Annotated in this window: 18 protein-coding genes and 2 pseudogenes; 8 read left to right on the top strand and 12 right to left on the bottom strand. The window is 66.3% G+C overall.

All coding sequences use genetic code 11. The features are described 5' to 3' along the window. Positions 1-195 precede the first annotated feature (195 nt). Together ACZ4UU_RS07375 and ACZ4UU_RS07370 are read right to left on the bottom strand one after the other, a co-directional pair. Positions 196-1,260, bottom strand: coding sequence for a C40 family peptidase (locus tag ACZ4UU_RS07375; RefSeq protein ID WP_468037327.1), 1,065 nt, complete (start codon positions 1,258-1,260; stop codon positions 196-198). A gap of 164 nt (positions 1,261-1,424) precedes the next feature. Next, on the bottom strand, positions 1,425-2,234 hold the full coding sequence (locus tag ACZ4UU_RS07370) for a class I SAM-dependent methyltransferase (RefSeq protein WP_468037325.1): 810 nt from the start codon (positions 2,232-2,234) through the stop codon (positions 1,425-1,427). A 218-nt stretch (positions 2,235-2,452) separates the two neighbouring features. Between ACZ4UU_RS07370 and mshA the strand changes: the two genes are divergently transcribed. From mshA to ACZ4UU_RS07355, 3 genes are all read left to right on the top strand, one after another. Next, on the top strand, positions 2,453-3,760 hold the full coding sequence (mshA, locus tag ACZ4UU_RS07365; protein ID WP_468037887.1) for a D-inositol-3-phosphate glycosyltransferase: 1,308 nt from the start codon (positions 2,453-2,455) through the stop codon (positions 3,758-3,760). Continuing rightward, the gene (locus tag ACZ4UU_RS07360; protein WP_468037323.1) at positions 3,753-4,265 is read left to right on the top strand and encodes a type III secretion system chaperone family protein; all 513 of its coding nucleotides are present in this window, start codon (positions 3,753-3,755) and stop codon (positions 4,263-4,265) included. Before mshA ends, ACZ4UU_RS07360 begins: the two co-directional genes overlap by 8 nt. 143 nt (positions 4,266-4,408) lie before the next feature. After that, a complete protein-coding gene (locus ACZ4UU_RS07355; RefSeq protein WP_468037321.1) occupies positions 4,409-6,076 on the top strand; it encodes a glycosyl hydrolase family 28-related protein in 1,668 nt (555 codons plus the stop codon). Here the strand turns inward: ACZ4UU_RS07355 and ACZ4UU_RS07350 are convergent. Next, positions 6,055-6,861: a helix-turn-helix transcriptional regulator gene (locus ACZ4UU_RS07350; RefSeq protein ID WP_468037319.1), complete on the bottom strand. Its 807-nt coding sequence runs from the start codon at positions 6,859-6,861 to the stop codon at positions 6,055-6,057. The genes ACZ4UU_RS07355 and ACZ4UU_RS07350 overlap by 22 nt on opposite strands. Positions 6,862-6,910: 49 nt before the next feature. On the opposite strand from ACZ4UU_RS07350, the gene ACZ4UU_RS07345 reads away from it, so the two are divergent. Beyond that, positions 6,911-7,357, top strand: coding sequence for a DUF2000 family protein (locus ACZ4UU_RS07345; RefSeq protein WP_468037317.1), 447 nt, complete (start codon positions 6,911-6,913; stop codon positions 7,355-7,357). Positions 7,358-7,377: 20 nt separating this feature from the next. Here the strand turns inward: ACZ4UU_RS07345 and ACZ4UU_RS07340 are convergent, their stop codons facing one another. Then, a complete protein-coding gene (locus tag ACZ4UU_RS07340) occupies positions 7,378-8,649 on the bottom strand; it encodes an MDR family MFS transporter (protein ID WP_468037315.1) in 1,272 nt (423 codons plus the stop codon). Positions 8,650-8,802: 153 nt separating this feature from the next. Here ACZ4UU_RS07340 and ACZ4UU_RS07335 point away from each other — a divergent pair, with 153 nt between their 5' ends. Beyond that, the gene (locus ACZ4UU_RS07335) at positions 8,803-9,564 is read left to right on the top strand and encodes a phosphoglyceromutase (RefSeq protein ID WP_468037313.1); all 762 of its coding nucleotides are present in this window, start codon (positions 8,803-8,805) and stop codon (positions 9,562-9,564) included. A 712-nt stretch (positions 9,565-10,276) separates the two neighbouring features. On the opposite strand, the pseudogene ACZ4UU_RS07330 reads toward ACZ4UU_RS07335, so the two are convergent. The 6 genes and pseudogenes from ACZ4UU_RS07330 to ACZ4UU_RS07305 all read right to left on the bottom strand — a co-directional run bounded on the left by ACZ4UU_RS07330 (position 10,277) and on the right by ACZ4UU_RS07305 (position 14,340). Then, a pseudogene (locus ACZ4UU_RS07330) lies at positions 10,277-11,501 on the bottom strand (tyrosine-type recombinase/integrase). After that, on the bottom strand, positions 11,501-11,740 hold the full coding sequence (locus ACZ4UU_RS07325) for a helix-turn-helix transcriptional regulator (RefSeq protein WP_468037311.1): 240 nt from the start codon (positions 11,738-11,740) through the stop codon (positions 11,501-11,503). Before ACZ4UU_RS07325 ends, ACZ4UU_RS07330 begins: the two are co-directional and overlap by 1 nt. Then, positions 11,733-12,074: pseudogene (locus ACZ4UU_RS07320) on the bottom strand (replication initiator); the annotation flags it as partial. The pseudogene ACZ4UU_RS07320 and the gene ACZ4UU_RS07325, both read right to left, overlap by 8 nt. A gap of 2 nt (positions 12,075-12,076) precedes the next feature. Next, on the bottom strand, positions 12,077-12,805 hold the full coding sequence (locus tag ACZ4UU_RS07315) for a GntR family transcriptional regulator (protein WP_468037309.1): 729 nt from the start codon (positions 12,803-12,805) through the stop codon (positions 12,077-12,079). A 79-nt stretch (positions 12,806-12,884) separates the two neighbouring features. Further along, positions 12,885-13,322, bottom strand: coding sequence for an ATP-binding protein (locus ACZ4UU_RS07310; protein WP_093904344.1), 438 nt, complete (start codon positions 13,320-13,322; stop codon positions 12,885-12,887). 277 nt (positions 13,323-13,599) lie between these two features. Continuing rightward, complete coding sequence (locus ACZ4UU_RS07305; protein ID WP_468037306.1) at positions 13,600-14,340, bottom strand: GntR family transcriptional regulator; 741 nt, start codon at positions 14,338-14,340, stop codon at positions 13,600-13,602. Positions 14,341-14,420: 80 nt separating this feature from the next. Between ACZ4UU_RS07305 and ACZ4UU_RS07300 the strand changes: the two genes are divergently transcribed. The 3 genes from ACZ4UU_RS07300 to ACZ4UU_RS07290 all read left to right on the top strand — a co-directional run bounded on the left by ACZ4UU_RS07300 (position 14,421) and on the right by ACZ4UU_RS07290 (position 17,997). Next, entirely contained in the window at positions 14,421-15,518 is a 1,098-nt protein-coding gene (locus ACZ4UU_RS07300; protein ID WP_468037304.1) for a DUF1152 domain-containing protein, read from the top strand. A gap of 462 nt (positions 15,519-15,980) precedes the next feature. Continuing rightward, complete coding sequence (locus tag ACZ4UU_RS07295; protein WP_468037302.1) at positions 15,981-17,258, top strand: AAA family ATPase; 1,278 nt, start codon at positions 15,981-15,983, stop codon at positions 17,256-17,258. Next, positions 17,206-17,997, top strand: a complete 792-nt coding sequence (locus ACZ4UU_RS07290; RefSeq protein WP_468037300.1) for an HNH endonuclease — start codon at positions 17,206-17,208, stop codon at positions 17,995-17,997. The genes ACZ4UU_RS07295 and ACZ4UU_RS07290 overlap by 53 nt, the downstream gene beginning before the upstream one ends. Before the next feature lie 300 nt (positions 17,998-18,297). Here ACZ4UU_RS07290 and ACZ4UU_RS07285 read toward each other — a convergent pair whose 3' ends face one another. Both ACZ4UU_RS07285 and ACZ4UU_RS07280 read right to left on the bottom strand, forming a co-directional pair. Then, positions 18,298-19,188: a DUF4365 domain-containing protein gene (locus ACZ4UU_RS07285; protein WP_468037885.1), complete on the bottom strand. Its 891-nt coding sequence runs from the start codon at positions 19,186-19,188 to the stop codon at positions 18,298-18,300. A 542-nt stretch (positions 19,189-19,730) separates the two neighbouring features. Beyond that, on the bottom strand, positions 19,731-20,231 hold the full coding sequence (locus tag ACZ4UU_RS07280; RefSeq protein WP_468037298.1) for a YfbM family protein: 501 nt from the start codon (positions 20,229-20,231) through the stop codon (positions 19,731-19,733). Between the last annotated feature and the right edge of the window lie 154 nt (positions 20,232-20,385).

The raw sequence follows: 20,385 nt of genomic DNA, 5'->3' as shown, positions 1-20,385 counted from the left end.
CGGATGGGTGCTGGCCGCTGTCATATGCCGCGTTCCCTACCGCAGTTGGACAGCTTGGGAGACGCCCAGGGATGACGAAGGTCACGTCATTAGTCAGACGGGAAACCGGGGGACGTGGGTTGGGTCACGTGGCAGGGATCACGACCCGCGGCCCCGACATCTCCCCGCCCCCACCCCGCAAGTCACCCTCAATGCTTACGCATCGGGTCGAACCACCCCGAGGATCGGCATCGATCCGGCCCCCGCCACCGTCACCGTCCGCCCCGGCCGCGGGGCGTGGATGATCGCGCCGTCGCCGATGTACAGGGCGACATGGCTGGCGTCGTCGTTGTAGATGATGAGGTCGCCGGGGCGCATGTCCTCGATGTCGATGTGCTTGAGCTGCTTCCACTGCTCCTGCGAGGTCCGTGGAATGCCGCTGCCGGCGCTCGCCCAGGCCTCCGACGTGAGGCCCGAACAGTCGTACGTCTTGGGTCCCTCGGCGCCCCATTCATACGGTTTGCCGAGCTGGGCGGTGGCGTATTCGATGGCCTTGCGCCCCTTTTCGGACGCCTCGCCCTTGATGTCCTTCAGGATGCCGGAGTCCAGCCACGCGGTCTGTGCCTTGTGTGCGGCCGCCGCCTCCAGCTCGGCGAGGCGCTCCTTCTCCTCCTCCTCCAGCTGGGACTCCAGCTTCTCGGCCGCCGCGATCTGCTTCTTGATCTTCTTCTTGGCGGCGGCCTTGGCCTTGCGGCCGTCCTCCAGCTTCTGCCACTGGGCGGAGGCGTCCTTGGCGTACTGCTCCAAGTCCTGCTGGGTGCGGGTCATTTCCGCCAGCAGCCCCTTGGTCGCCCGCTGCCCCTGCAGTACCCGGCCCGTGCCGTCGAGGAATGCCTGCGGGTCGTCGCTGAGCAGCAGATGCGCCTCGTCGGGCAGTCCGCCCGAGCGGTACTGGGCGGCGGCCGCGGCGCCCGCGCGCTTCTTCAAGTCGGCGAGCTTCTCCCGGCCTTCGACGATCTTCTTGGCCAGCGCGACGATCTGGGCGGACTGCGTCTTTGCCGCCTCCTCGGCGGCGTTGTACTCGTCGGTGGCGACGGCGGCCGAGTGGTAGAGCTTGTCCAGCTTCTTGCGCACGGCCTCAAGGTCGTTGTGCGACGCGGACGGTGAGGCACTCGGGGTCGGTGAAGGTGCCGCGAAAGCCGTTCCCGATGCTCCCAGAACGGTGACCGCGCAGACGACGGTCACGGCCGCGGCGACCAGGCCGCGCTTGCCCGAACCCATACCAGTGCCCCCAAACTGATGTCCCGTCAGTAACTTACGGGGGATCGTGCCATGTCGACGCGCAAAGTGACAGAGGTCTGCTTCCCCCCTTTCCCTCCCCGTCATGACGATCTCCCCGCCTTTGTGACGAACAACTCCCGGAGATCGTTCCCCCGGACCCGCCCTCACCCCCGCGGCGCCAACGCCTCCCACAGCATCGTCACTTCCCCCTGCCGCCACCGCCCCGGCCCGTCGACCACCGGCCAGTCCACGGCGAGGTCCCGCACCGCCCGGATCCACCGCTGCCGGGCACCGTACGAGGCATACGGCGCCGCGGCGGCCCAGGCCCGGTCGAAGTCCCGTAGAAACGCGTGCACGGGCTCACCGCTCACATTGCGATGAATAAGGGCCTTCGGCAGCCGCTCGGCAAGATCCGAAGGCCGCTGCAACGACCCCAACCGAGCCGCGAAGGTCACCGTACGCGGACCCTCCGGCCCCAACGCCACCCACACATGCCGCCGCCCGATCTCGTCACAGGTCCCCTCGACGAGCAACCCGCCACCGCCCCCCGCCTCGGCCGGCGCAAGCCGAGCGCACAGCCGCTCCCAGACCCCGGCGACCTCCCCCTCCTCGTACTGCCGCAGCACATTGGCCGCCCGCACGAGCATCGGCCGCTCCGCGACCGGAATCTCGAACCCCCCGTGCCGAAAGACCAGCCCGTCCCGCTCGTACGGCCTGGCGGCGGCAACCCGAGCCGGCTCGATCTCCAGCCCGACCACCCGCACCCGAGGAGCAACGCCCCGCAGCCGCCTGAGCAACTCGACGGCCGTCCAGGGAGCGGCGCCGTACCCGAGATCGACAGCCACAGGCTCGACGGCCCGCCGCAACGCGGCACCATGCACATGGGCGATCCACCGATCCATACGGCGCAGCCGATTCGGATTGGTGGTCCCGCGAGTCACCGTTCCCACGGGGCGGGAGGCGCGGGCAGTCATGCCTACGAGGGTAAGTGGCCGCCCTCGGGCGGGGGCCACCGCACCGGGGCGGCTCCGACCCCCACGCACCCACCCACCGAACAGTTGAGCGACACCCGGTAATTCCTAGGCAAAAAACACCCCACCAGGAATGGGAATCGGGCCTTCCGCTGTTGCACCCCCTTGGAGGGCGCCCACACCCTCCCCCAGGCATGCCCGCAGCCAAGGAGGACCGCCACGTGAGCCACTACGTCAACCGGCTCGGGTGGCTCCACCGCCGCCCCCGCCGCGTAGCCATGCTCAGCGTGCACACCTCACCGCTCCACCAGCCCGGCACCGGCGACGCCGGCGGCATGAACGTCTACATCGTGGAGCTCGCGCAACGCCTCGCCGCGATCAACATCGAGGTCGAGATCTTCACCCGCACCACGGCGGCAGACCTCCCGCCCACCGTCGAGCTGGCCCCGGGCGTACTCGTCCGCCACGTGGACGCCGGCCCGTACGAGGGCCTCAACAAGGAAGACCTCCCCGCCCAGCTCTGCGCCTTCACCCACGGCGTGATGCAGGCCTGGGCCGGCCACCGCCCCGGCCACTACGACCTGGTCCACTCCCACTACTGGCTCTCCGGCCACGTCGGCTGGCTCGCAGCCCAGCGCTGGGGCGCCCCCTTGGTGCACGCCATGCACACCATGGCCAAGGTCAAGAACGCCAACCTCGCCGACGGCGACACCCCCGAGCCCGCCGCCCGGGTCATCGGTGAGACCCAGATCGTCACGGCCGCGGACCGCCTGATCGCCAACACCTCCGAAGAGGCCGACGAACTGGTACGCCACTACGCCGCGGCCCCCGACAAGGTCGCGGTGGTCCACCCCGGCGTCAACCTCACCCGGTTCTCGCCGGCCGACGGCCGGGCCGCCGCCCGAGCCCGCCTCGGCCTCCCCCAGGACGCCCTGATCCCGCTGTTCGCGGGCCGCATCCAGCCCCTGAAGGCGCCGGACATCCTCCTGCGCGCCGTGGCCGTCCTCCTCGACGAGCACCCCCACCTCCGCTCCCGCGTCCTCGTCCCGATCGTCGGGGGGCCCAGCGGCAGCGGCATGGCCAAGCCCGAGGGCCTGCAGAAGCTCGCCGCCCGCCTGGGCATCGCGGATGTCGTACGGTTCCGCCCACCCGTCGGCCAGGAGCAGCTCGCGGACTGGTTCCGCGCGGCATCCGTGCTGGTCATGCCGTCGTACAGCGAGTCGTTCGGCCTGGTGGCCATCGAGGCACAGGCGGCCGGCACCCCCGTCCTCGCCGCAGCCGTGGGGGGCCTTCCGGTGGCGGTCCGGGACGGCCGTACCGGCTACCTGGTGCAGGGCCACAACCCGGCCGACTACGCGCGCGTGCTGCACGGCTTCGCCGAGAACCCCGACCTGGCCCCCCGGATGGGCGAGGCGGCGGCCCGGCACGCCCAGTCGTTCGGCTGGGACACCGCGGCCGCCGCCACGGCGGACGTCTACACGGCAGCGACCCAGGCCCACCGGCGTCACGTACGCTCCCACCATGGCTGACGCACAGAAGGCGGAGCAGGTCGTCGCACAGGTCGTCGAGGGAGCCCTGAAGGACGCCGAACTCGACTGGGAGAGTCCGGCCCCCGGCAACTACGTCGTCAAACTCCCCGGCACCCGCAAACTGTCGACGACGGTCTCCCTCCTCGTCGGCCGCCACTCCGTCTCCCTCAACGCCTTCGTCATCCGCCACCCCGACGAGAACGAGCCCGGCGTCCACCGCTGGCTCCTGGAGCGCAACCTCAAGCTGTACGGCGTGAGTTACGCGGTCGACCGACTGGGTGACATCTACGTCACGGCCAAGCTGCCCCTGTCCGCCATCACCCCCGACGAGATCGACCGTCTCCTCGGCCAGGTCCTGGAGGCGGCGGACGGCGCCTTCAACACGCTCCTGGAGCTCGGCTTCGCCTCCGCGATCCGCAAGGAGTACGAGTGGCGGGTGGCGCGCGGCGAGTCGACGCGCAACTTGGACGCGTTCGCCCATCTGACCAAACAGTCCACCGACTGAACTCAGGTCCGTACCAAATAACAACCAGGTAACCCACGGCGCACCCTCTTCCCGGCGCAGGGGTCTCGTGGCATGCTCACCCGCCGACGCAGATCTGAACGTCGTTCACATCCATGAAAATTTGCATGGAAGGACGCACGGACATGAGCAACGCGCAAGGCATGCCCAGACGGACCCTCTTCCTCGGTGCCACCGCCATGGCCGCCACCGCACTGAGCCTCACCGCCGCCCCCGCCCTCGCGGCCCCTCCCCGAACTCCCTCCCTCTGGCGGGAGTTCACCCGCACCCCCTTCACCCACCCCCAGATCCCCTATATAGGCCGGGCAGGCTGCCGCGCCGGGGACCGCCGCTTCCCCCGCCACCCCCGCACCACCGACGTACGCGACTTCGGCGCGGTACCGGACGGCACGACCGACTCCGCCCCCGCGATCAACCGCGCCCTCGCCGTCGCCGGAAGGGCAGGCGGCGGCACGGTCACCCTCCCGCCCGGCGCGTTCCGCATCGACGACCTGATCCGCATCGGCCACTCGAACGTGGTCCTCCGCGGCGCCGGCAGCACCCGCACGACACTCCACGCGACCAAGAACCTCACCGAACTGATCGGCGCCTACGGATCCCGCTACGGCGGCGACAAGTCGTCCTGGTCCTGGGCAGGCGGCCTCATATGGCTGGCCCCCGCAGCCCGCTGGGCCTCCCTCGTCGCCGCGATCAGGGCGAAGGCCTGGCCCTTCGAGGGCTGGACCGGCAACAGACGCGACGAGTGGCGCACCCTCACCACCCTCGCGCCCGCCCGACAGGGCTCCTGGACGGTGACGGCCGACGACCCCTCCGCCCTGCGCCCCGGCGCCCTCGTCCTGCTCCGCCTCGCCGACGACAACGGCCACACCCTCCTGCAGCACATGTGCGGCGGCGGCCCGGGCCCCGAGGCCTACACCTGGGACGACAAGACCAAGCTCATCTCGTACGTCCCCTACGAGTGGCCCGTCCGCATCACCCGCGTGCACGGCCGCGAGGTCACCCTGGAACGCCCGCTCCCGCTCGACCTGCGCCCCGAATGGGACCCGCGACTGACCACCCACGTGCCCGAACTGACCGGCTCGGGCGTCGAAGGCCTCACCCTGGAGGCGACGGAGACCCCGCAACAGCCCCACCTCCTCGACAAGGGCCACAACGGGGTCGTCCTCCAGTGTGCCTACGACTGCTGGGTGGACGACGTGACCGTCCGCCACGTCGACAACGGCTTCGGCCTGGTCGCCGCCTCCGCCTGCACACTGCGCCACACGCGCGTGGCGGGCCGCGGCAGCCACCACCCCTACTTCTGCCGCGAGGGCTCGCACGACAACCTGATCGAGGACTTCACGATCGAGGCCCGCACCACTCCCGCCCCGCCCGGCACCCAGCTCCACGGCATCAACGTCGAGGGGCTGTCCTCCCACAACGTCTGGTCCCGCGGCGACATGCGGACGGGCACCTTCGACAGCCACCGTGGCCTGCCCTTCGCCGACGTCCGCACCGACATCACCGTCCACAACGACGGCCGCCACGGCGGCGACGCCAGCGCGGGCCCGCTGTTCGGCGCCCGCTTCACGCACTGGAACATCCGGGTGACCAACGGCCGCGCCGGCATGATCCGCCTCGACGGCCTGGCCCCGTACTCCGCGACCGTCGGCCTGAACGAGGTCAGGGAGTTCGACCAGATCGACGTCCCCGACTTCGCGGGCGACCTGCGCTCCCGCCTGGAGCTGTACGGCACGACGGACGCCGTACGGCCGCGCAATCTGTACGACGCTCAGCGCGCGCTGCCGCGATAGCGCCCCGGTGGCACGCCCACCAGTTTCCGGAAGTGCCGGGTGAGATGGGACTGGTCGTAGAAGCCGGTCGCGGTGGCCACCTCGGCCGGCGACCGGCCCTCCAGGAGCAGTCGCCGGGCCCGGTCGACGCGGCGGGACATCAGGTACTGGTGCGGGGCGATGCCGTACGCGGTGCTGAACGACCGTACGAGATGGGCGGGATGGGCGTGCAGCAGCCCGGTCGCCTCGTCGAGGGCGAGGCCCCGCACGACGCGCTCGTCGAGGAGTTCGCGCAGCCGGCGGGCGAGGGCGGGGTCACGGCGTGGGGCGTCGGTGACGGCCTCGGGCCGCAGGTGGGCGCGCAACCGGTCGCCGATGAGGGTCAGCCTGCTGTCCGCCTCCAGCTCGTCGCCGGGCCGGGCGAGGGCGGTGTGCAACTGGCCGACGCGCCGCCGCAGCACCGGGTCGCGCAGGTCGGGGGAGTCGACCGCCCGGCCGATCAGGTCGTCGCCCAGCCGGCTGCTGTCCAGGTACAGCACCCGTTTGCGAAAGCCGTGCGGGGTGGCGGGGGAGCCGTTGTGCGGGACGTGCGGCGGCAGCAGGGTCACGGTGTCGTGCGGGGTGCCGTGCTCGTGCCGGTCGAGGTCGTACCGTACGGCGCCGTCGTCGACGATCAGCAGCGTCCAGGCCTCGTGGACGTGCATCGGGTACGCGTACTCGGTGAAGTGGGCGTGGAAGACCTCGGTGACGCCCGGGACGGAGGGGCGCCACGCGGAGACTTCCCGGCGGTTCCGTGCGGCGGCCATGCAAAGAACGTACAAGACGGGGGCGTACGGCCGCCGCGAGTGTCGTCGTATGAGCGATGCGAGCCGTACGACCGACCAGTCCCCTGTCCGTTTCGACACGAAGATCGCCGTGCTGCTGCGTGACGACCTGGAGACCTGGCAACGCCTGAACGTCACCGCGTTCCTGGTCAGCGGCCTGGGCACGCAGCTTCCCGAGGTGATCGGGGAGGAGTACGAGGACGCGGACGGGGTGCCCTACCTGCCGATGTTCCGCCAGCCGGTGCTGGTCTTCGAGGGCACCAAGGAGACGCTGACGACGGCCCACGCGCGCGTGCTGTCCCGCGCCCTGCCGCGCGCGGTCTTCACCTCCGACCTGTTCACGACGGGCAACGACCGGGACAACCGGGCGGCGGTGCGGGCCGTGCCGACGGGCGAGCTGGATGTGGTGGGACTGGCGGTGTACGGGCCGAGGAACGCGGTGGACAAGGTGATGAAGGGGGCGCGGATGCATCCCTGAGGACGTGGACGGCCGACCGGTCAGGCGGGGCTGACCTCGGCCTTCGAGGTGGCGGCAGGCGTTCCGTCCTCGTCGGCGGCGGGCTCCTGAGCGCCCAGTCGGCGCATCAGGACGGCGTACCCGATGGCCGCCGCCGTACCGATGACCGCGCACATCCCCCACAGCCACTCGGCGCCGAAGCGGTCGATGACGAGGCCGGACATCAAGGGTGCGACGAGGGCCGCCACCGACCAGGACAGGGTGTACATGCCCTGGTACCGGCCACGCCCCTGGGTTTGGGACAGCCGCACCACGAGCCCGGTCTGAGTGGGCGCGTTCAGCATCTCGCCCAGCGTCCACACGCACACCGTCAGCGCGAAGACGCCGACCGAGCCGGCGAAGGCGGTGAGTCCGAAGCCGTAGCCGGCGAGCAGGGACGAGACGACGAGGATGCGGCCCGTGTCCCGGCGTTCGATGAACCGGGTGACGGGGATCTGGAGCGCGACGATCAGCACCCCGTTGACGGCGATGGCGAGCCCGTAGTCGGCGGGCGAGAACCCGGCCGAGCCCATCGCCACCGGCAGTCCGACCGCCCCCTGCTGAAAGACGAGGGCGACGAGGAAGGACAGCCCGACGACCGCCATGAACCGCCGGTCGCGCAGCACGGTCCCGAGCCGGACTTCCTCGCCGCCACCCTTCTCCGTACCGGTCTGCCGGGGCGGGCGCGACTCGGGCAGCTTCACGAACACCACGACCGCGCACACGGCCGTCATCGCGGCCTCGATCAGGAACCCGGAGAGGTAGCTGACCTCGGCGATGAACCCGGCCGCCATGGAGGAGACGGCGAACCCGAGGTTGATCGCCCAGTAGTTGAGGGAGAAGGCACGCACCCGGTCCTCGGGCCGGACGATGTCGGCCATCATCGCCTGCACGGCGGGCCGGGAGGCGTTGGAGGCGGCGCCGACGAGGAAGGCGACGGCGGCGATGGCGACCGGGTGGTGCATGAACCCGAGGAGCGCGACGGAGGCGGCCGTGGACGCCTGGGCGACGAGCAGGGTGGGCCGCCGCCCGAGCCGGTCGGTCATGACGCCGGCGCCGATCGACGAGACGACGCCGCCGAGGCCGTGCAGGGCGGCGACGAGACCGGCGTAGGTGGCGGAGTACCCGCGGTCGAGGGTGAGGTACAGGGCCATGAACGTGGCGACGAAGGCCCCGAGCCGGTTCACCAGCGTGCTGGTCCACAGCCACCAGAACTCGCGAGGGAGCCCGGAGACGGTTTCTCGGGTGGCACGTCTCAGGGCGGCGACGGACATGCGGAATCCCCCACGGATGTAAGAAGTCAAGGCGGCGAACGCAACTTACAAGCGGGCCGCTCCGCGAGGCCACTCAATTAACAGATCCCGTCAACCGTCCGCTCCTCGGGCGGGGGGCACACCCGGCCGAAGCCGTGGATTACGCTCGGACGCATGGCCGACGCACCGTACAAGCTGATCCTCCTCCGCCACGGCGAGAGCGAGTGGAACGCGAAGAACCTGTTCACCGGCTGGGTGGACGTCAACCTCAACGAGAAGGGCGAGAAGGAGGCGGTCCGCGGTGGCGAGCTCCTGAAGGACGCCGACCTCCTGCCCGACGTGGTCCACACGTCCCTCCAGAAGCGAGCGATCCGCACGGCGCAGCTGGCCCTGGAGGCCGCCGACCGCCACTGGATCCCGGTCCACCGCAGCTGGCGCCTCAACGAGCGCCACTACGGCGCCCTCCAGGGCAAGGACAAGGCCCAGACCCTCGCCGAGTTCGGCGAGGAGCAGTTCATGCTGTGGCGCCGCTCCTACGACACCCCGCCGCCCCCGCTCGAGGACGGCACGGAGTTCTCCCAGTCCGACGACCCTCGCTACGCGACGATCCCCCCGGAGCTGCGCCCCCGCACGGAGTGCCTGAAGGACGTCGTCGTCCGCATGCTCCCCTACTGGTACGACGGCATCGTCCCCGACCTCCTGACCGGCCGCACGGTCCTGGTCGCGGCCCACGGCAACTCGCTGCGCGCCCTCGTCAAGCACCTCGACGGCATCTCCGACGCCGACATCGCGGGCCTGAACATCCCCACCGGCATCCCGCTCTACTACGAGCTCGACGCCGACTTCAACCCGGTGACGCCGGGCGGGAAGTACCTGGACCCGGAGGCGGCTGCGGCGGCTATTGAGGCGGTCAAGAACCAGGGCAAGAAGAAGTAAGCAGAGCTGATCAAGGCCCCTACCTGCGGTTTCTCCGCTGGCAGGGGCCTTGTTGCTGTAGTGGGGCCGCCGCTGGGCCGTGAAAGGGATTTGGGGCCGCTGTCAAGCCTTCTGTCGTCCCTCGGTGAATGACAACATGACCGGTATGCTGGTCGCGCCTCACCTGATCCTTCCCTGAACTCCGCCCACTGGCGCGGGAGTTCCAAGGCACCGGTCCGAGAAGCGGGCCGGTTGAAGGAGGAAGGGAGGCAGTAGAGGTGAGCCTTGAGAAGGACGAGCCCCGTAGGTGGACCAGCGCCGAGAGGTGGCAGGTCTGGCTTACGGGAGCCGGTCTACTGGTGGCCATCGCTACCGGCGTGATGCAGTTCGCTCGATGAGCGGATCACGCGCGAGGACGGTCGCGACCGGGAGCTGTACATGCAGCGAGCCCGGTCTGCTGGTACGCGACCGGGCTCGTTGACTGCAAGAGGGCCTGGATCTGGTTGCCGCCGGATCCAGGTCCTCGGTCGTTCCAGAGTCTCCTAGAACTTCCGTAAGTCATCTAGAGCCAACTAGATGACTCTAGAGCTTGGACTTCAATCTCTCACGCGTGAGGTCTCGAATCAACTTCGTGAGCTTGTCCGCTAACTCTGATCTGTGCCTCTTCAGAGAGCTTCTTCCCTCACTGCTCATGTGGCTAGCGGAGTACCGATCTCTGATTACAGCGTTCATCTCAGCGATGCTGGAAGACCGAAGCCACAGCCTTGTGGGTCCGTTCCTGGCTGGACGGCATCAAGTGCGCGTAGACGCGGAGCGTCAAGCCCGGATCTGAGTGGCCTAGGTACTCGGCTAGAGCCTTGATGTTCTCTCCAGCGTCCAGGAGCATCGAGGCGTAGAAGTGGCGCAGAGCGTGCATGCCGTTCTCGCGGGACCCCGCATAGGACTCGCCTGGCTTCCGCTCAGGGATCACTTCGGCCGAGGCAAGCGCCCGCTTCCACACTTCCTCGTTGAGGGACGTCCGCCAGACATGACCGCCACGCGGGCCGGTGAAGATCAGCCGCTTGGCCACCGGAGGCCCCGTCCGCCACCTTCCACGGCAAGGTGATCTCCACCGGCGGGAACCGCTTCATGTGGTCCCGGAGGACATCAGCGACCGGACCGGGCAGCGGCACGTCCCGTAGCTTGCCACCCTTGGGTGGGGCGAACACGGGCTTGCTGCGGCTCAGCTTGAGCTGCTGGACCACGTGGAGCGTGCCCGCCGCAAAGTCGATCGCGTCGACGGCGATGCCCAGGATCTCCCCCTGGCGTAGACCGCAGCCGCCGCCCAGATCGACCATGGCTTGGTACCGCTCGGGCATGCCGGCCCGGACTGCGAAGACCCGCTCTGCCGTCCATGGGATGACTCGGTTGCTGTCCACGGTCGGCGGCCGGACCGAGCGAGCAGCACACGGGTTCCGGGGAAGATGCCCATCGTCCACGGCAGCGCTCAGAGCCGCCCGCACGTTGGAGTAGATCGTCCGAGCGTACGAGCCACGGACGCCGTTCTCTTGGAGCTGCCTCACCCAGTCACGGATGTGAGCAGGCTGGAAGGAGCCGAGCGGACGCGACCCCAGGTACGGGAACGCGTGCAGCCGAAGCTGCGACTCCATCGACGCCTGAGTGTTCGGATCCGGCGCGTGGGTCACCCAGTTCTCGGCGTACTGCTGGAACGTGATCCGGGCCGCGCGCGGGTCGATGTAGTGCCCGCGCGCCATGTCCGCCTCAGTGTGAGCCAACCACTGTTCAGCCAGCCGCTTCTGTCGGTCAGGGAAGCTCTTCGACTTCTCAGTGCCGTCCGGGCCGACGTAGCGAGCGCGATAGCGCATACCCGTGCCGTAGCGCTCGCTCTTGACCTTGCGTGTCTTGCCATCAGGCCCGACCTCGGTCTTGTACCAGCGGTCTTGGATGTGCCCAGCCATCAGGCAGCCACCCCTTCACGCTGGGCGTCCCCCCAGGCCTGCACGTCCGCCGGGTCGAAGCGGAGGTGCAGGCCGACGCGGAAGCCTCGGGGGCCGGTGCGCTTGCGGCGCCACTGGTAGACAGTCTCGACGCTGGGCAGCTCGAACATCTCCACCAGGTCGTCAGGAGTCAGGAACCGCGAGGGCAGGGCGCGCGATGCGGCGGCCACTTCCGCCGAGGAACGGCGTCGGTCAGCCATGGGTGGGCTCTCCTTCCGTTCCGGGGGAGGGTTCGAGGGAAGCGGCGAGCCAGGTCTCTCCGGCACATAGGCTGGTTCCGGCGAACACCCAGTGAGCGAGGACGAGCGTGGTTTCACCGTCCTCCGGGACGGTCGGCACGGCCTGTGCACGGCGCCAGTCGGCACGGGCATCACGGAGGGCGCCGAGGGTGGTGGAGTAGCGGCGGGACTTGGTGGAGAAGTGGCCGCGGAAGCCGAGCATGTGCGCCCAGGCTCGAAGGCAGAGATCCGCCAACTCTCGACGTCCGCCGAGAGACCATGCGGTGCGGATCATGCGCTGGGCGTGGTCGCTGAGGCTCAGTTCAAGCGATAGGTGTCTTCGAGTTCCTGTCGATCAGCAGGAAGTAGCACGTCAGCGACTTGTAGCGCCTGCCCGGAAGCGTCACACGCGATGACGAGGACACTCAGGACAGGCGCGCCCTCTGGCAAGTCGAGCAGCTCGGCTTCGTAGCCTTCCGGCAGTCGAGCAGAGACCCGCGCCGTGACGTGATCGAAGCGGATCTTCTTACGGGCTTCCAGGTGCTCCCGGGGGCTGCCGGGCATGGCCTCAGGACTGTCCAGCTCGGTGCCATCGACCAGGCCGGCGGGGAAGTACGACGAGACCAACTCGACAGCCTCGCCGTCCGCTTCGACAAGGAATCGGCGCACAAGGACCTTGGCCCGCTTTGGCAGCCCGAGTGCGGAAACGACGCGGCCGGGCACCGGGATCTGGCCGACTTCGACCAGTCGTCCCGAGGTCAGCGACTCATCGCGCTCCAGCGCCTCACGACCCCGACGGTCCCTCTGCTCGGCGACGGCCGGCCGACCACGCACGATCGTGCCGTAGCCCTGCCGGGACTCCAGCCAGCCATCCCGCTTCAGCAGCTCCAGGGCCCGTACGACAGTCGGGCGGGACATTCCGAAGGCCTGCACCAGCTGGTTCTCGCTGGGGACGCGGGTGCCCGGCGGATACGTACCGTCCTCGATGCGACGCTGAATCGTCTGCGCGAGGCGAACGTACTTCGGTGCCTCCACCTCATACGCCATGAACGCCGCCTGTCGAGATTGGCCAAGTCAACTGGTCAACCAGCGACAGTTCGGGCGTCATAACAGACGGGGTCGTGCATCAAGACGGCCAGGCATCGGCCATCACGAAGGAGACGACCGTACCGCCGAAGTGGCTCGGACCGGAGTGCCAAGAGTCGGCGATGGAGTCGACCAGGAGAAGGCCGCGGCCGTGCGCGTCGTTGGCGTCTGGGCGGCGCACGCGCACATTCGCGGGGAATCCGGGATTGTGTACCTCCACGCGCAGCGAGGCTCCCTCGCGGAACCACTCCACCCGCACGACCCACGGATCATCCGACCGTCCGTAGACGATGGCATTGGTGACCAGTTCGGAGATCATCAGTGCGCAGTCGTCGACCGAGCAGGCCGGGTTGTACGGGGCGATGAATTTCTGGAACCAGCGCCGGGCCCGGGGGACTGACTCCGCGATGGGATGCAAGACCATCGCTCCGAGTCGCGGTGCGTCCGGGCCCGGGTGGCGGTCGATTGTGTAGGCCATCCGTGCTCACTCCCTGCCGGTGCCGTCACAGTCGAGGCACCGTCGCTTTGATGTGGCACGGGCACGGTCGTTGACGGTGGAGAGCGCCAGCGCCGTACGCGAGCTGACGCGCTTCCAACCGCGTCCCCGGCAGTTCCGGCAAGCTAAGCGTGCGTCCTGTTCTGGCCGCTGACCCGTCACGCCGTGCCCCCTTCCGATCAAGTGGCCTTAGCCACTCACTGGATAGTGGCATTAGCCACTCACGCCGTGCAAGCGGTTCGACGGAACTTACAAGCCGTCAGGCGAGTGGGTAGCCCTGCTCGAACGCCCAGCGGTGCGGCGGATAGGTGGCTTCGGCGAACTCCAACGGCCGGTCCTGGAGGTCGAAGACCACGTGATGGGCAATCAACACCGCTGAGCCAGGGGCAAGTTTCAGGTCTGCCGATTCCTCGTCCGCGGCAGCCCGCGCGCACATGCGGTCCTCGGCGTAGCTTCCCTGGCGCCCCGTCATGTTCTCGACGTACATCAGGGTGCCTTCCTGGATCCGTTCGGGATCCAGGAGCTTCGGCGCCTTCTGGCCGACATCGGGGGCGAACCACGAGGTGGACAGCGTGATGGGCCCGTCCTGGTTATTGGTGATGCGCCGGCGATGCACGGCTCGCCGATCCTTGACCAGGCCCAATGCCTCAGCGACGTGGTCAGGCGCCTCCAGCCAGCCCGCAGACGTGATGACCGCGTACTCACCCGAGGTGTAGATCTTCCCTGTCTGCCTGGCCCGCCCGTACAACTCCCGTGCGCGTCGGTTCACTTCGAGGCTACGTACATACGTACCCGACCCCTGCCGCTTCTCGACCAGGCCCTGATGGCTCAGAGCCTCCAGCGAACGGGCCGCCGTCGGCCGCGACACCTTCCAGTCCGCAGCAAGCTGCCGTTCCGAGGGAACCTCGTCCCCCGGCCGCAGATCCCCCCGCAGGATCTGATCACGGATGAAGTGCGCGATCTGGAGATACTTCGGCTGAGCCTCCTCGATCTGAGGCATGCCCCCTCCTTGTCCAAGTGGCTATGGCCTCTAGCCACTATAGGGTGGGTGGCAAATGTTCGACCCCGTACGCTGTCCGCATGACGCGGTTGATCGTCGCAGCAGGAGGAGGGGGCGACGCAGTCGCCGCCGCAATGCTTGACGCCGCCCTCTACGGCTACGAGGACCAGGCGGTGATCCTCACGTACGCATGGGACCGCTTGCTCGTCGATCCGGTCCCGGGCCCCCGAGGCGTCCAGGACTTCACCGGCCTCGAACAACTCACCCCGTCCGTCTCGGCAGTGCCGGCCGAAGCCCGCCCGATTGCTCCGGCGGGTTCTACTCTTCCTCGACTGGCGGCAGAGCTTCGGCACACGTTCGCACTGATCGATCCCTACCAGGGCGCCGCAGGCGTCGCTCGCCAACTCGACGAGCTGGTGAGCCACTTGGAACCCACGTCGATCGACCTCCTGGACGTCGGCGGCGACATCCTGGCCCGAGGCGACGAGCCGACTCTCAAGAGCCCACTCGCCGACGCCCTCACCCTGGCTGCGTGCTGTCAGGTGAACGTACCCATCCGTCTCCTGGTCGCCGGGCCCGGCCTGGACGGCGAACTCCCGCCCGAAGATTTGCGCGACATGCTCGGCCCCCTGGTCCACACCTTCACAGCGAAGGACACGGAGTCGATCAGCTCGGTCCTGGAGTGGCACCCGTCCGAGGCAACCGGGATGCTCGCGGCGACTGCACGAGGAGCGCGAGGTACCTGTGAAGTGCGGGACGCTGGGCTTCCCGTACCGCTCACGGACGAAGGTCCGACGGTCCACGAGGTCGACATGGACGAGGCGTTGAGCCGTAACCAGCTGGCTCGAGCCGTCATAGCGACGGAAAACCTTGACGACGTGGAGACACACAGCCGTGAAATCTGCGGCTACTCGGAGATCGACTACGAGCGCAACAAGGCCGCATGGCTCAACGAGCGGCCACCGCTGAAACTGAACCCGGATGCAGTCCTGGCCCAGCTGGACCAGTTCGAGGCCGAAGCCCTGGACCGCGGAATCACCCACACGACGTTCCGCCACATCACCGAGGCCTTGAACCTCGATGGCAACCAGCGCCACGACCTACGTGAGCTGCTCATCAACCGCCGACCTGAGCGGTACGACGCGCCCCTGTGGCGCATCACGACGCAACCTGAGTAACAACCTTCTTCACGGGTTCAAGGGCGGCTCGCTCTGCTCGCCGCGCGCGGCCCGGCCCCCGGCCGGGCCTGCGCTCCTGTCTCCGCCCCTCTCCAGCCCGGCCGGCGCCCGTGCCGCGCTCAAAGCATGCAGCCGCCTGATGCCAGAGAAGGGGTACGTCGTGGCTGGGGCGGTCGGCTCCACGGCTTTAGCCACCTCCCCGGTCCGGGTCCCGCGTCGAGCAAGACCAGGGGACCACTCGTGCTAATTGCGGTCAGGCCCAAAGCCTGCCCGAGTTGCTGGCCAGCGTACGGTCCCCTGATCATGCTCGACCCCAGACCGGGCAGGCCACCGGCCAAACCCGCTCCGCCGACCTCATAGCTGAAGCTTCTGCTCCGTGATCCTGCCAACAGACCAGCGCCGTCCCTATGCTGCTCAGAGGAGCACTGTCGCAGGAGCTGTGGCCGACATCGGAGAACTGTCTTGTACATCGAGAGAGTAGTACTCAAGAACATTAAAGGTTTTGAGAGCGCAGACCTTGACTTCTCCGGTTTCGATGGAGAACACGCAGGCTGGGCAGTGATCACTGGCGACAACGGGTCTGGAAAGACTGCCCTCCTGAAATCCATCTGCATGGCGATTCTAGGGCCAGATGATTCACGCGTCCTCCTAACGGACACCCGAGGATGGGTTACCGAGGGCGAGGAATCAGGAACCATCTCGGTTGAAATCAAACCCTTCAGGGAGTGGGATCGCACCGCTAAGGGTGGATTCCCCGTCCAAAATACTTTTTGGGCCGAAATTGGCTTCTCTCGCGAAACAAGCGCGTGGGTAATTTCGTCTGTAGACGTGTACAGAAACAAAAAGAAGGGAGCATTCAACGGCCCGTGGGCTCCAGGAACACAAGGCTGGTTCTCCCTTGGATACGGACCCTTTCGTCGCCTCTACGGCAGTTCACCCGACGCGCAGCGACTGATGGTAATCCCTGGGCGCGTTCCCAGATTCGCCACTCTTTTTAAAGAGGATGCAACCCTTGCAGAGTGCGAACAATGGGTTAAACAGCTTAACTATAAGAAGCTGGAGCAGCAGGAATCTGAAAAGGTCGCCCTGGAAAGCCTCCTTGAGCTACTTAATGACGACTTCTTGCGTCAGGGAATGGCAGTCAGCGAAGTTAACTCTGAGGGGATCTGGCTTACGGATTCTGCTGGCCGGCGGATGCCTCTCGCGGACATGAGTGAAGGGTACCGATCTGCACTCGCAATGCTGATCGACATCTTCCGCCATATGGTGGACGTTTACGGAACAACAGATTTGACCAAGAAACGCGATGACGGATCCACTTACATCAATCGCCCGGGCGTGGTGATCATTGATGAAGTGGACTCACACCTGCACCCTGCCTGGCAGCGAGAGATTGGATTTTGGCTTAAGAAGCATTTCCCGCTGGTCCAATTCATCGTCACGACGCACAGCCCGCTCGTATGCCAAGCAGCTGACAGGGGCAGGGTGTACCACATGCCTCAGCCCGGTCAGGGGCAACCGTTCCAGCTCGCCCCTGATGATTTCAATCGGGTGATCGCGGGGAAGCCGGACCAAATCCTCCTCACGCCTGCTTTCGGAATGAGTCACACCCGCTCTCCACGAGCCGTTGCAGCTAATAGGAGACACTCCCGACTGCGAGCAAAGCAGATCGCTGGAAAGCTCACAAATGATGAATCCAGCGAGTTGGAACAGCTGTCGCTCTTCGCTGAAGCGGAGTGACGGGAAGCAGATGAGAAGGATCTACCGAACCGATCTTGACTTTTCTACGCGTTGCGACCTAGCGGCAAGGCGAAGGAAGGTAACAAATAAAGAGACCGCGAGGACGGAGTGGAACAGCTATCGCAGATCAGTAAAGAGCCGGCCAGTACTTGAAGCGTTGAAAGAGATGAACGGTCAGCGCCAGCGCTGCGTTTACTGTTGCGATTCTCGTTCCGCTGACGTTGACCACTTCACTCCGATCTCGGTGGACTACTCCCAGGCTTTCACATGGAACAACTTCATCCTGGTATGCCCAGAGTGCAACAGGAAGAAAGGCGCAAGGTTCCCCAGGGACAAGGACGGGAAGCCTTTGATTATTAATCCTACGAGAGAAGACCCCTGGGACTTTTTGATCCTTGACACCAAGACCGGATACTTGGCAGCCCGTTTCCTCGACGAGGATTTCGACCCTAAGGGTGAGTCAACCGTGGAGGTCATATCCTTCATTAATCACGAGGCTGTCGTTGAAGGGAGACGCCGCATAATCGCACGATACAACGAAGCCGTTGACTACCTACTTTCGAGCGTCGAGCCAAAAAAGTCCACGGGCAAACTCCTGAGAGAGATCCGTGAAGACGAGCACGGCATCGGGGAATGGTTTGCACGTCGAGAGGGCTCATTGGAACCACGTTTCTCGGAATTGAGGGCCCGTTTCCCTTCGATCTGGAGGAGATTCGTCCGGGAAGCGTGCAGCGCCTAGGATGATTCCGGGCGAGACAGAGTTCTCTAGCTGCTCGGGCCCTTTAACGATGAGACGCCGTCGTCGTAAGGCGTTGCGCTGTCAGTTGTGAACGCTCTCTCATGCCCGTGTCTCAACGCGGCGCAGGCCCTAGGTAGTCCTCAATGCCTTCTGTGCCTGGTAGCCCGCGACGTGCATTGCTGACGAACATCCCAGAACGGACTTGATCAGCGCAGTGTTGCACGCTCTGCAGGACAGAGATGAACTGCGGATTCCGGCACCTTGATTCGTTACACCGCCTGGCGAGACGCCACTAATGTTTTAGGATCGCCGGGTTAGATGAGTACCCTTTTGCGCTTTGTTCTTAAGTATCTTCTGCATCCCCGGCTTGTCTGCAACACGCCACATTCTCTCCCATGCGCGCATGTCTGTCAGGTAGCCCGGAATCTTGATTTCTCTTTCGCATGCACATTCAATGAGCGCTTCAACGATTGCGACAACCCGACCTCTACTTGGGTGAGTAAATCCCTCAAGATAGGAAGCCAGCTTCGCGACCTCGTAACCGGTCTTCGACGACACAATATCGAGCTCGGGCGCTCCAGCACGGCGATGCAGCGCGCGTAGCTGAGAAGCAAAGGCGAAGCGGAAGTCTTTCGGCGTCGCTTCTTCTACCGTTTTGCCCATAACTGAAACCAGCAGATCGATGGCACCTGCCAGTTCATAGTCAGCTTGTCGTACAGATGTGACTCGCGTAGGTTTCGTTGTTATCGTGCCGCCACTGATCTGACTTCGAGCCGGAATGCCGAGGTCATTTCTGCAGGATTCATTCAGTTTATTCTTCAAAGGGACAAGCACTTTATGGCCCTGCCCTGCGACAATGACCGTATCATCGTTCACGTGCTGCCAGTAAATTTGCTCAGATTCTGGCTCGAACAACATGAGAGTGACTGGAAGTGAGTGATTCATCCAATACTCGACATGGTTCGCGCTGCAATAGAACCACCACCCGAGATCTGTCGACTTTGTGAATTGACTGGCGCCAGACTTTATCTGTACAGCCAACAGTCGGCCAGTTCCTCGTCCAGAGGCGCTGCTAGGGAGGTCAGCCCCCTCGACCACCTCAATGTGGGCGTCAATTCCAATATCACTGGTCTCCTGTTCACGGAAGATCCAGCCCAATTGGGTGGTGACCAAGTATGCGGCCCGAGACACTCCAGCCCGGTCCACCAAGTGGGTGGGAGGGACGACTGTCAAAGTTGCATCTCCTCATGCTTGCTCCGGCCAACCAACGAGTCCCTAGCCTAGAGGGAGGGACTGACAGCTGGTACGTAACTCAACCTCGCGGAAGGGGGGTTGGTCTCGTTGCCGAAGGTCAGGCAGATGAACGCCCCGTGCGTCACGACCTCACCATCTCGGTCCGCAGAGGCACAGCGAGAACACGCTACGTCCTTGAACAGGCCGCACTGCCAGCCGACCCGCGTTCGAAGGCCCAGCTGAATGCCGAGGGCCGCCGTTGGCATTGGGGGCACACAGCGCTGTTCGACTTCACCTTCAACCAGCTCGGGGCTGGCTACCGACCCGGTGAGCGCGTGCCACACGCGTGCCAGAACGGGCGGGGAACAGCGGGGAATCACGGGGCAAAGAGGCAGCGCACCGAGGGGTGGCGATCAAGCCGTTTCGGCAGGCCAGAGGTCCGGATGATCTCCAGATGACCTAAGCTTCCCAAGCTGAGGTCTCACCACTGTCGTGGCCCGTCAGTCCAGCCAGACGAGCATCGCGTCGTCCGCCCCGGCAGCAGCCTCGAAGAACAGTGTGAGGTCGTCGTACCAGGGACGCCCCCACTCCAGCGAGCCGGGCTCACTCCATCCGAGCGGATACACCTCGGCGCTGGTCAGTTCAGCGGGGTCCACCCCACTGATCAGCTGGGCATAGCTGGTAGCCCGCAGGGCTTCCGCCGCGAGCCGGACCCGCTCGGGCCGCAGGTCCCTGGGAGGCCCGTACCCCCAGTCCTCATCCTCGGCGAACGCCTCCTCGCCGTGGATCACGTTCACGGGGAACTCGACGCGCGTCAGCAGGAAGCGGAGCATGTCCCAACTCTTGTACGTGCTGAAGTGACGCGTCTCGGCCGGCGAAGGCTCAGACTCCTCCTCGGCGTCCTGGACCTCCTCAACAAGGTCCAAGGCCCAGTCGGGATCTTGGATTGCTCGGTCAAGCTCAGCAGCCGTAACACGCAGATACTCACCGATCATGCTCATGGCCGGAGACTAAGCGAGACCACTGACAACGGTCGCTGTGCCCGTCTCACTTTCCGTCTCATTCATTGTGGTTCACCGACGTTCACCCCAGACCCGGAGCCGATCCCGACCCGGCGGCGAGCCCTCCATGAACCCTGGTGAACGCCCCTGGACG

Source organism: Streptomyces sp. NPDC028907 (genome assembly GCF_055564995.1).
This window is presented reverse-complemented; position numbering and strand designations above follow the sequence as displayed.

Coding starts and splice junctions, on each gene's coding strand:
- ACZ4UU_RS07375 (WP_468037327.1), bottom strand. CDS start 1,260: ATGGGTTCGGGCAAGCGCGGCCTGGTCGCCGCGGCCGTGACCGTCGTC.
- ACZ4UU_RS07370 (WP_468037325.1), bottom strand. CDS start 2,234: ATGACTGCCCGCGCCTCCCGCCCCGTGGGAACGGTGACTCGCGGGACC.
- ACZ4UU_RS07360 (WP_468037323.1), top strand. CDS start 3,753: ATGGCTGACGCACAGAAGGCGGAGCAGGTCGTCGCACAGGTCGTCGAG.
- ACZ4UU_RS07355 (WP_468037321.1), top strand. CDS start 4,409: ATGAGCAACGCGCAAGGCATGCCCAGACGGACCCTCTTCCTCGGTGCC.
- ACZ4UU_RS07350 (WP_468037319.1), bottom strand. CDS start 6,861: ATGGCCGCCGCACGGAACCGCCGGGAAGTCTCCGCGTGGCGCCCCTCC.
- ACZ4UU_RS07345 (WP_468037317.1), top strand. CDS start 6,911: ATGAGCGATGCGAGCCGTACGACCGACCAGTCCCCTGTCCGTTTCGAC.
- ACZ4UU_RS07340 (WP_468037315.1), bottom strand. CDS start 8,649: ATGTCCGTCGCCGCCCTGAGACGTGCCACCCGAGAAACCGTCTCCGGG.
- ACZ4UU_RS07335 (WP_468037313.1), top strand. CDS start 8,803: ATGGCCGACGCACCGTACAAGCTGATCCTCCTCCGCCACGGCGAGAGC.
- ACZ4UU_RS07325 (WP_468037311.1), bottom strand. CDS start 11,740: ATGGCTGACCGACGCCGTTCCTCGGCGGAAGTGGCCGCCGCATCGCGC.
- ACZ4UU_RS07315 (WP_468037309.1), bottom strand. CDS start 12,805: ATGGCGTATGAGGTGGAGGCACCGAAGTACGTTCGCCTCGCGCAGACG.
- ACZ4UU_RS07310 (WP_093904344.1), bottom strand. CDS start 13,322: ATGGCCTACACAATCGACCGCCACCCGGGCCCGGACGCACCGCGACTC.
- ACZ4UU_RS07305 (WP_468037306.1), bottom strand. CDS start 14,340: ATGCCTCAGATCGAGGAGGCTCAGCCGAAGTATCTCCAGATCGCGCAC.
- ACZ4UU_RS07300 (WP_468037304.1), top strand. CDS start 14,421: ATGACGCGGTTGATCGTCGCAGCAGGAGGAGGGGGCGACGCAGTCGCC.
- ACZ4UU_RS07290 (WP_468037300.1), top strand. CDS start 17,206: ATGATGAATCCAGCGAGTTGGAACAGCTGTCGCTCTTCGCTGAAGCGG.
- ACZ4UU_RS07280 (WP_468037298.1), bottom strand. CDS start 20,231: ATGAGCATGATCGGTGAGTATCTGCGTGTTACGGCTGCTGAGCTTGAC.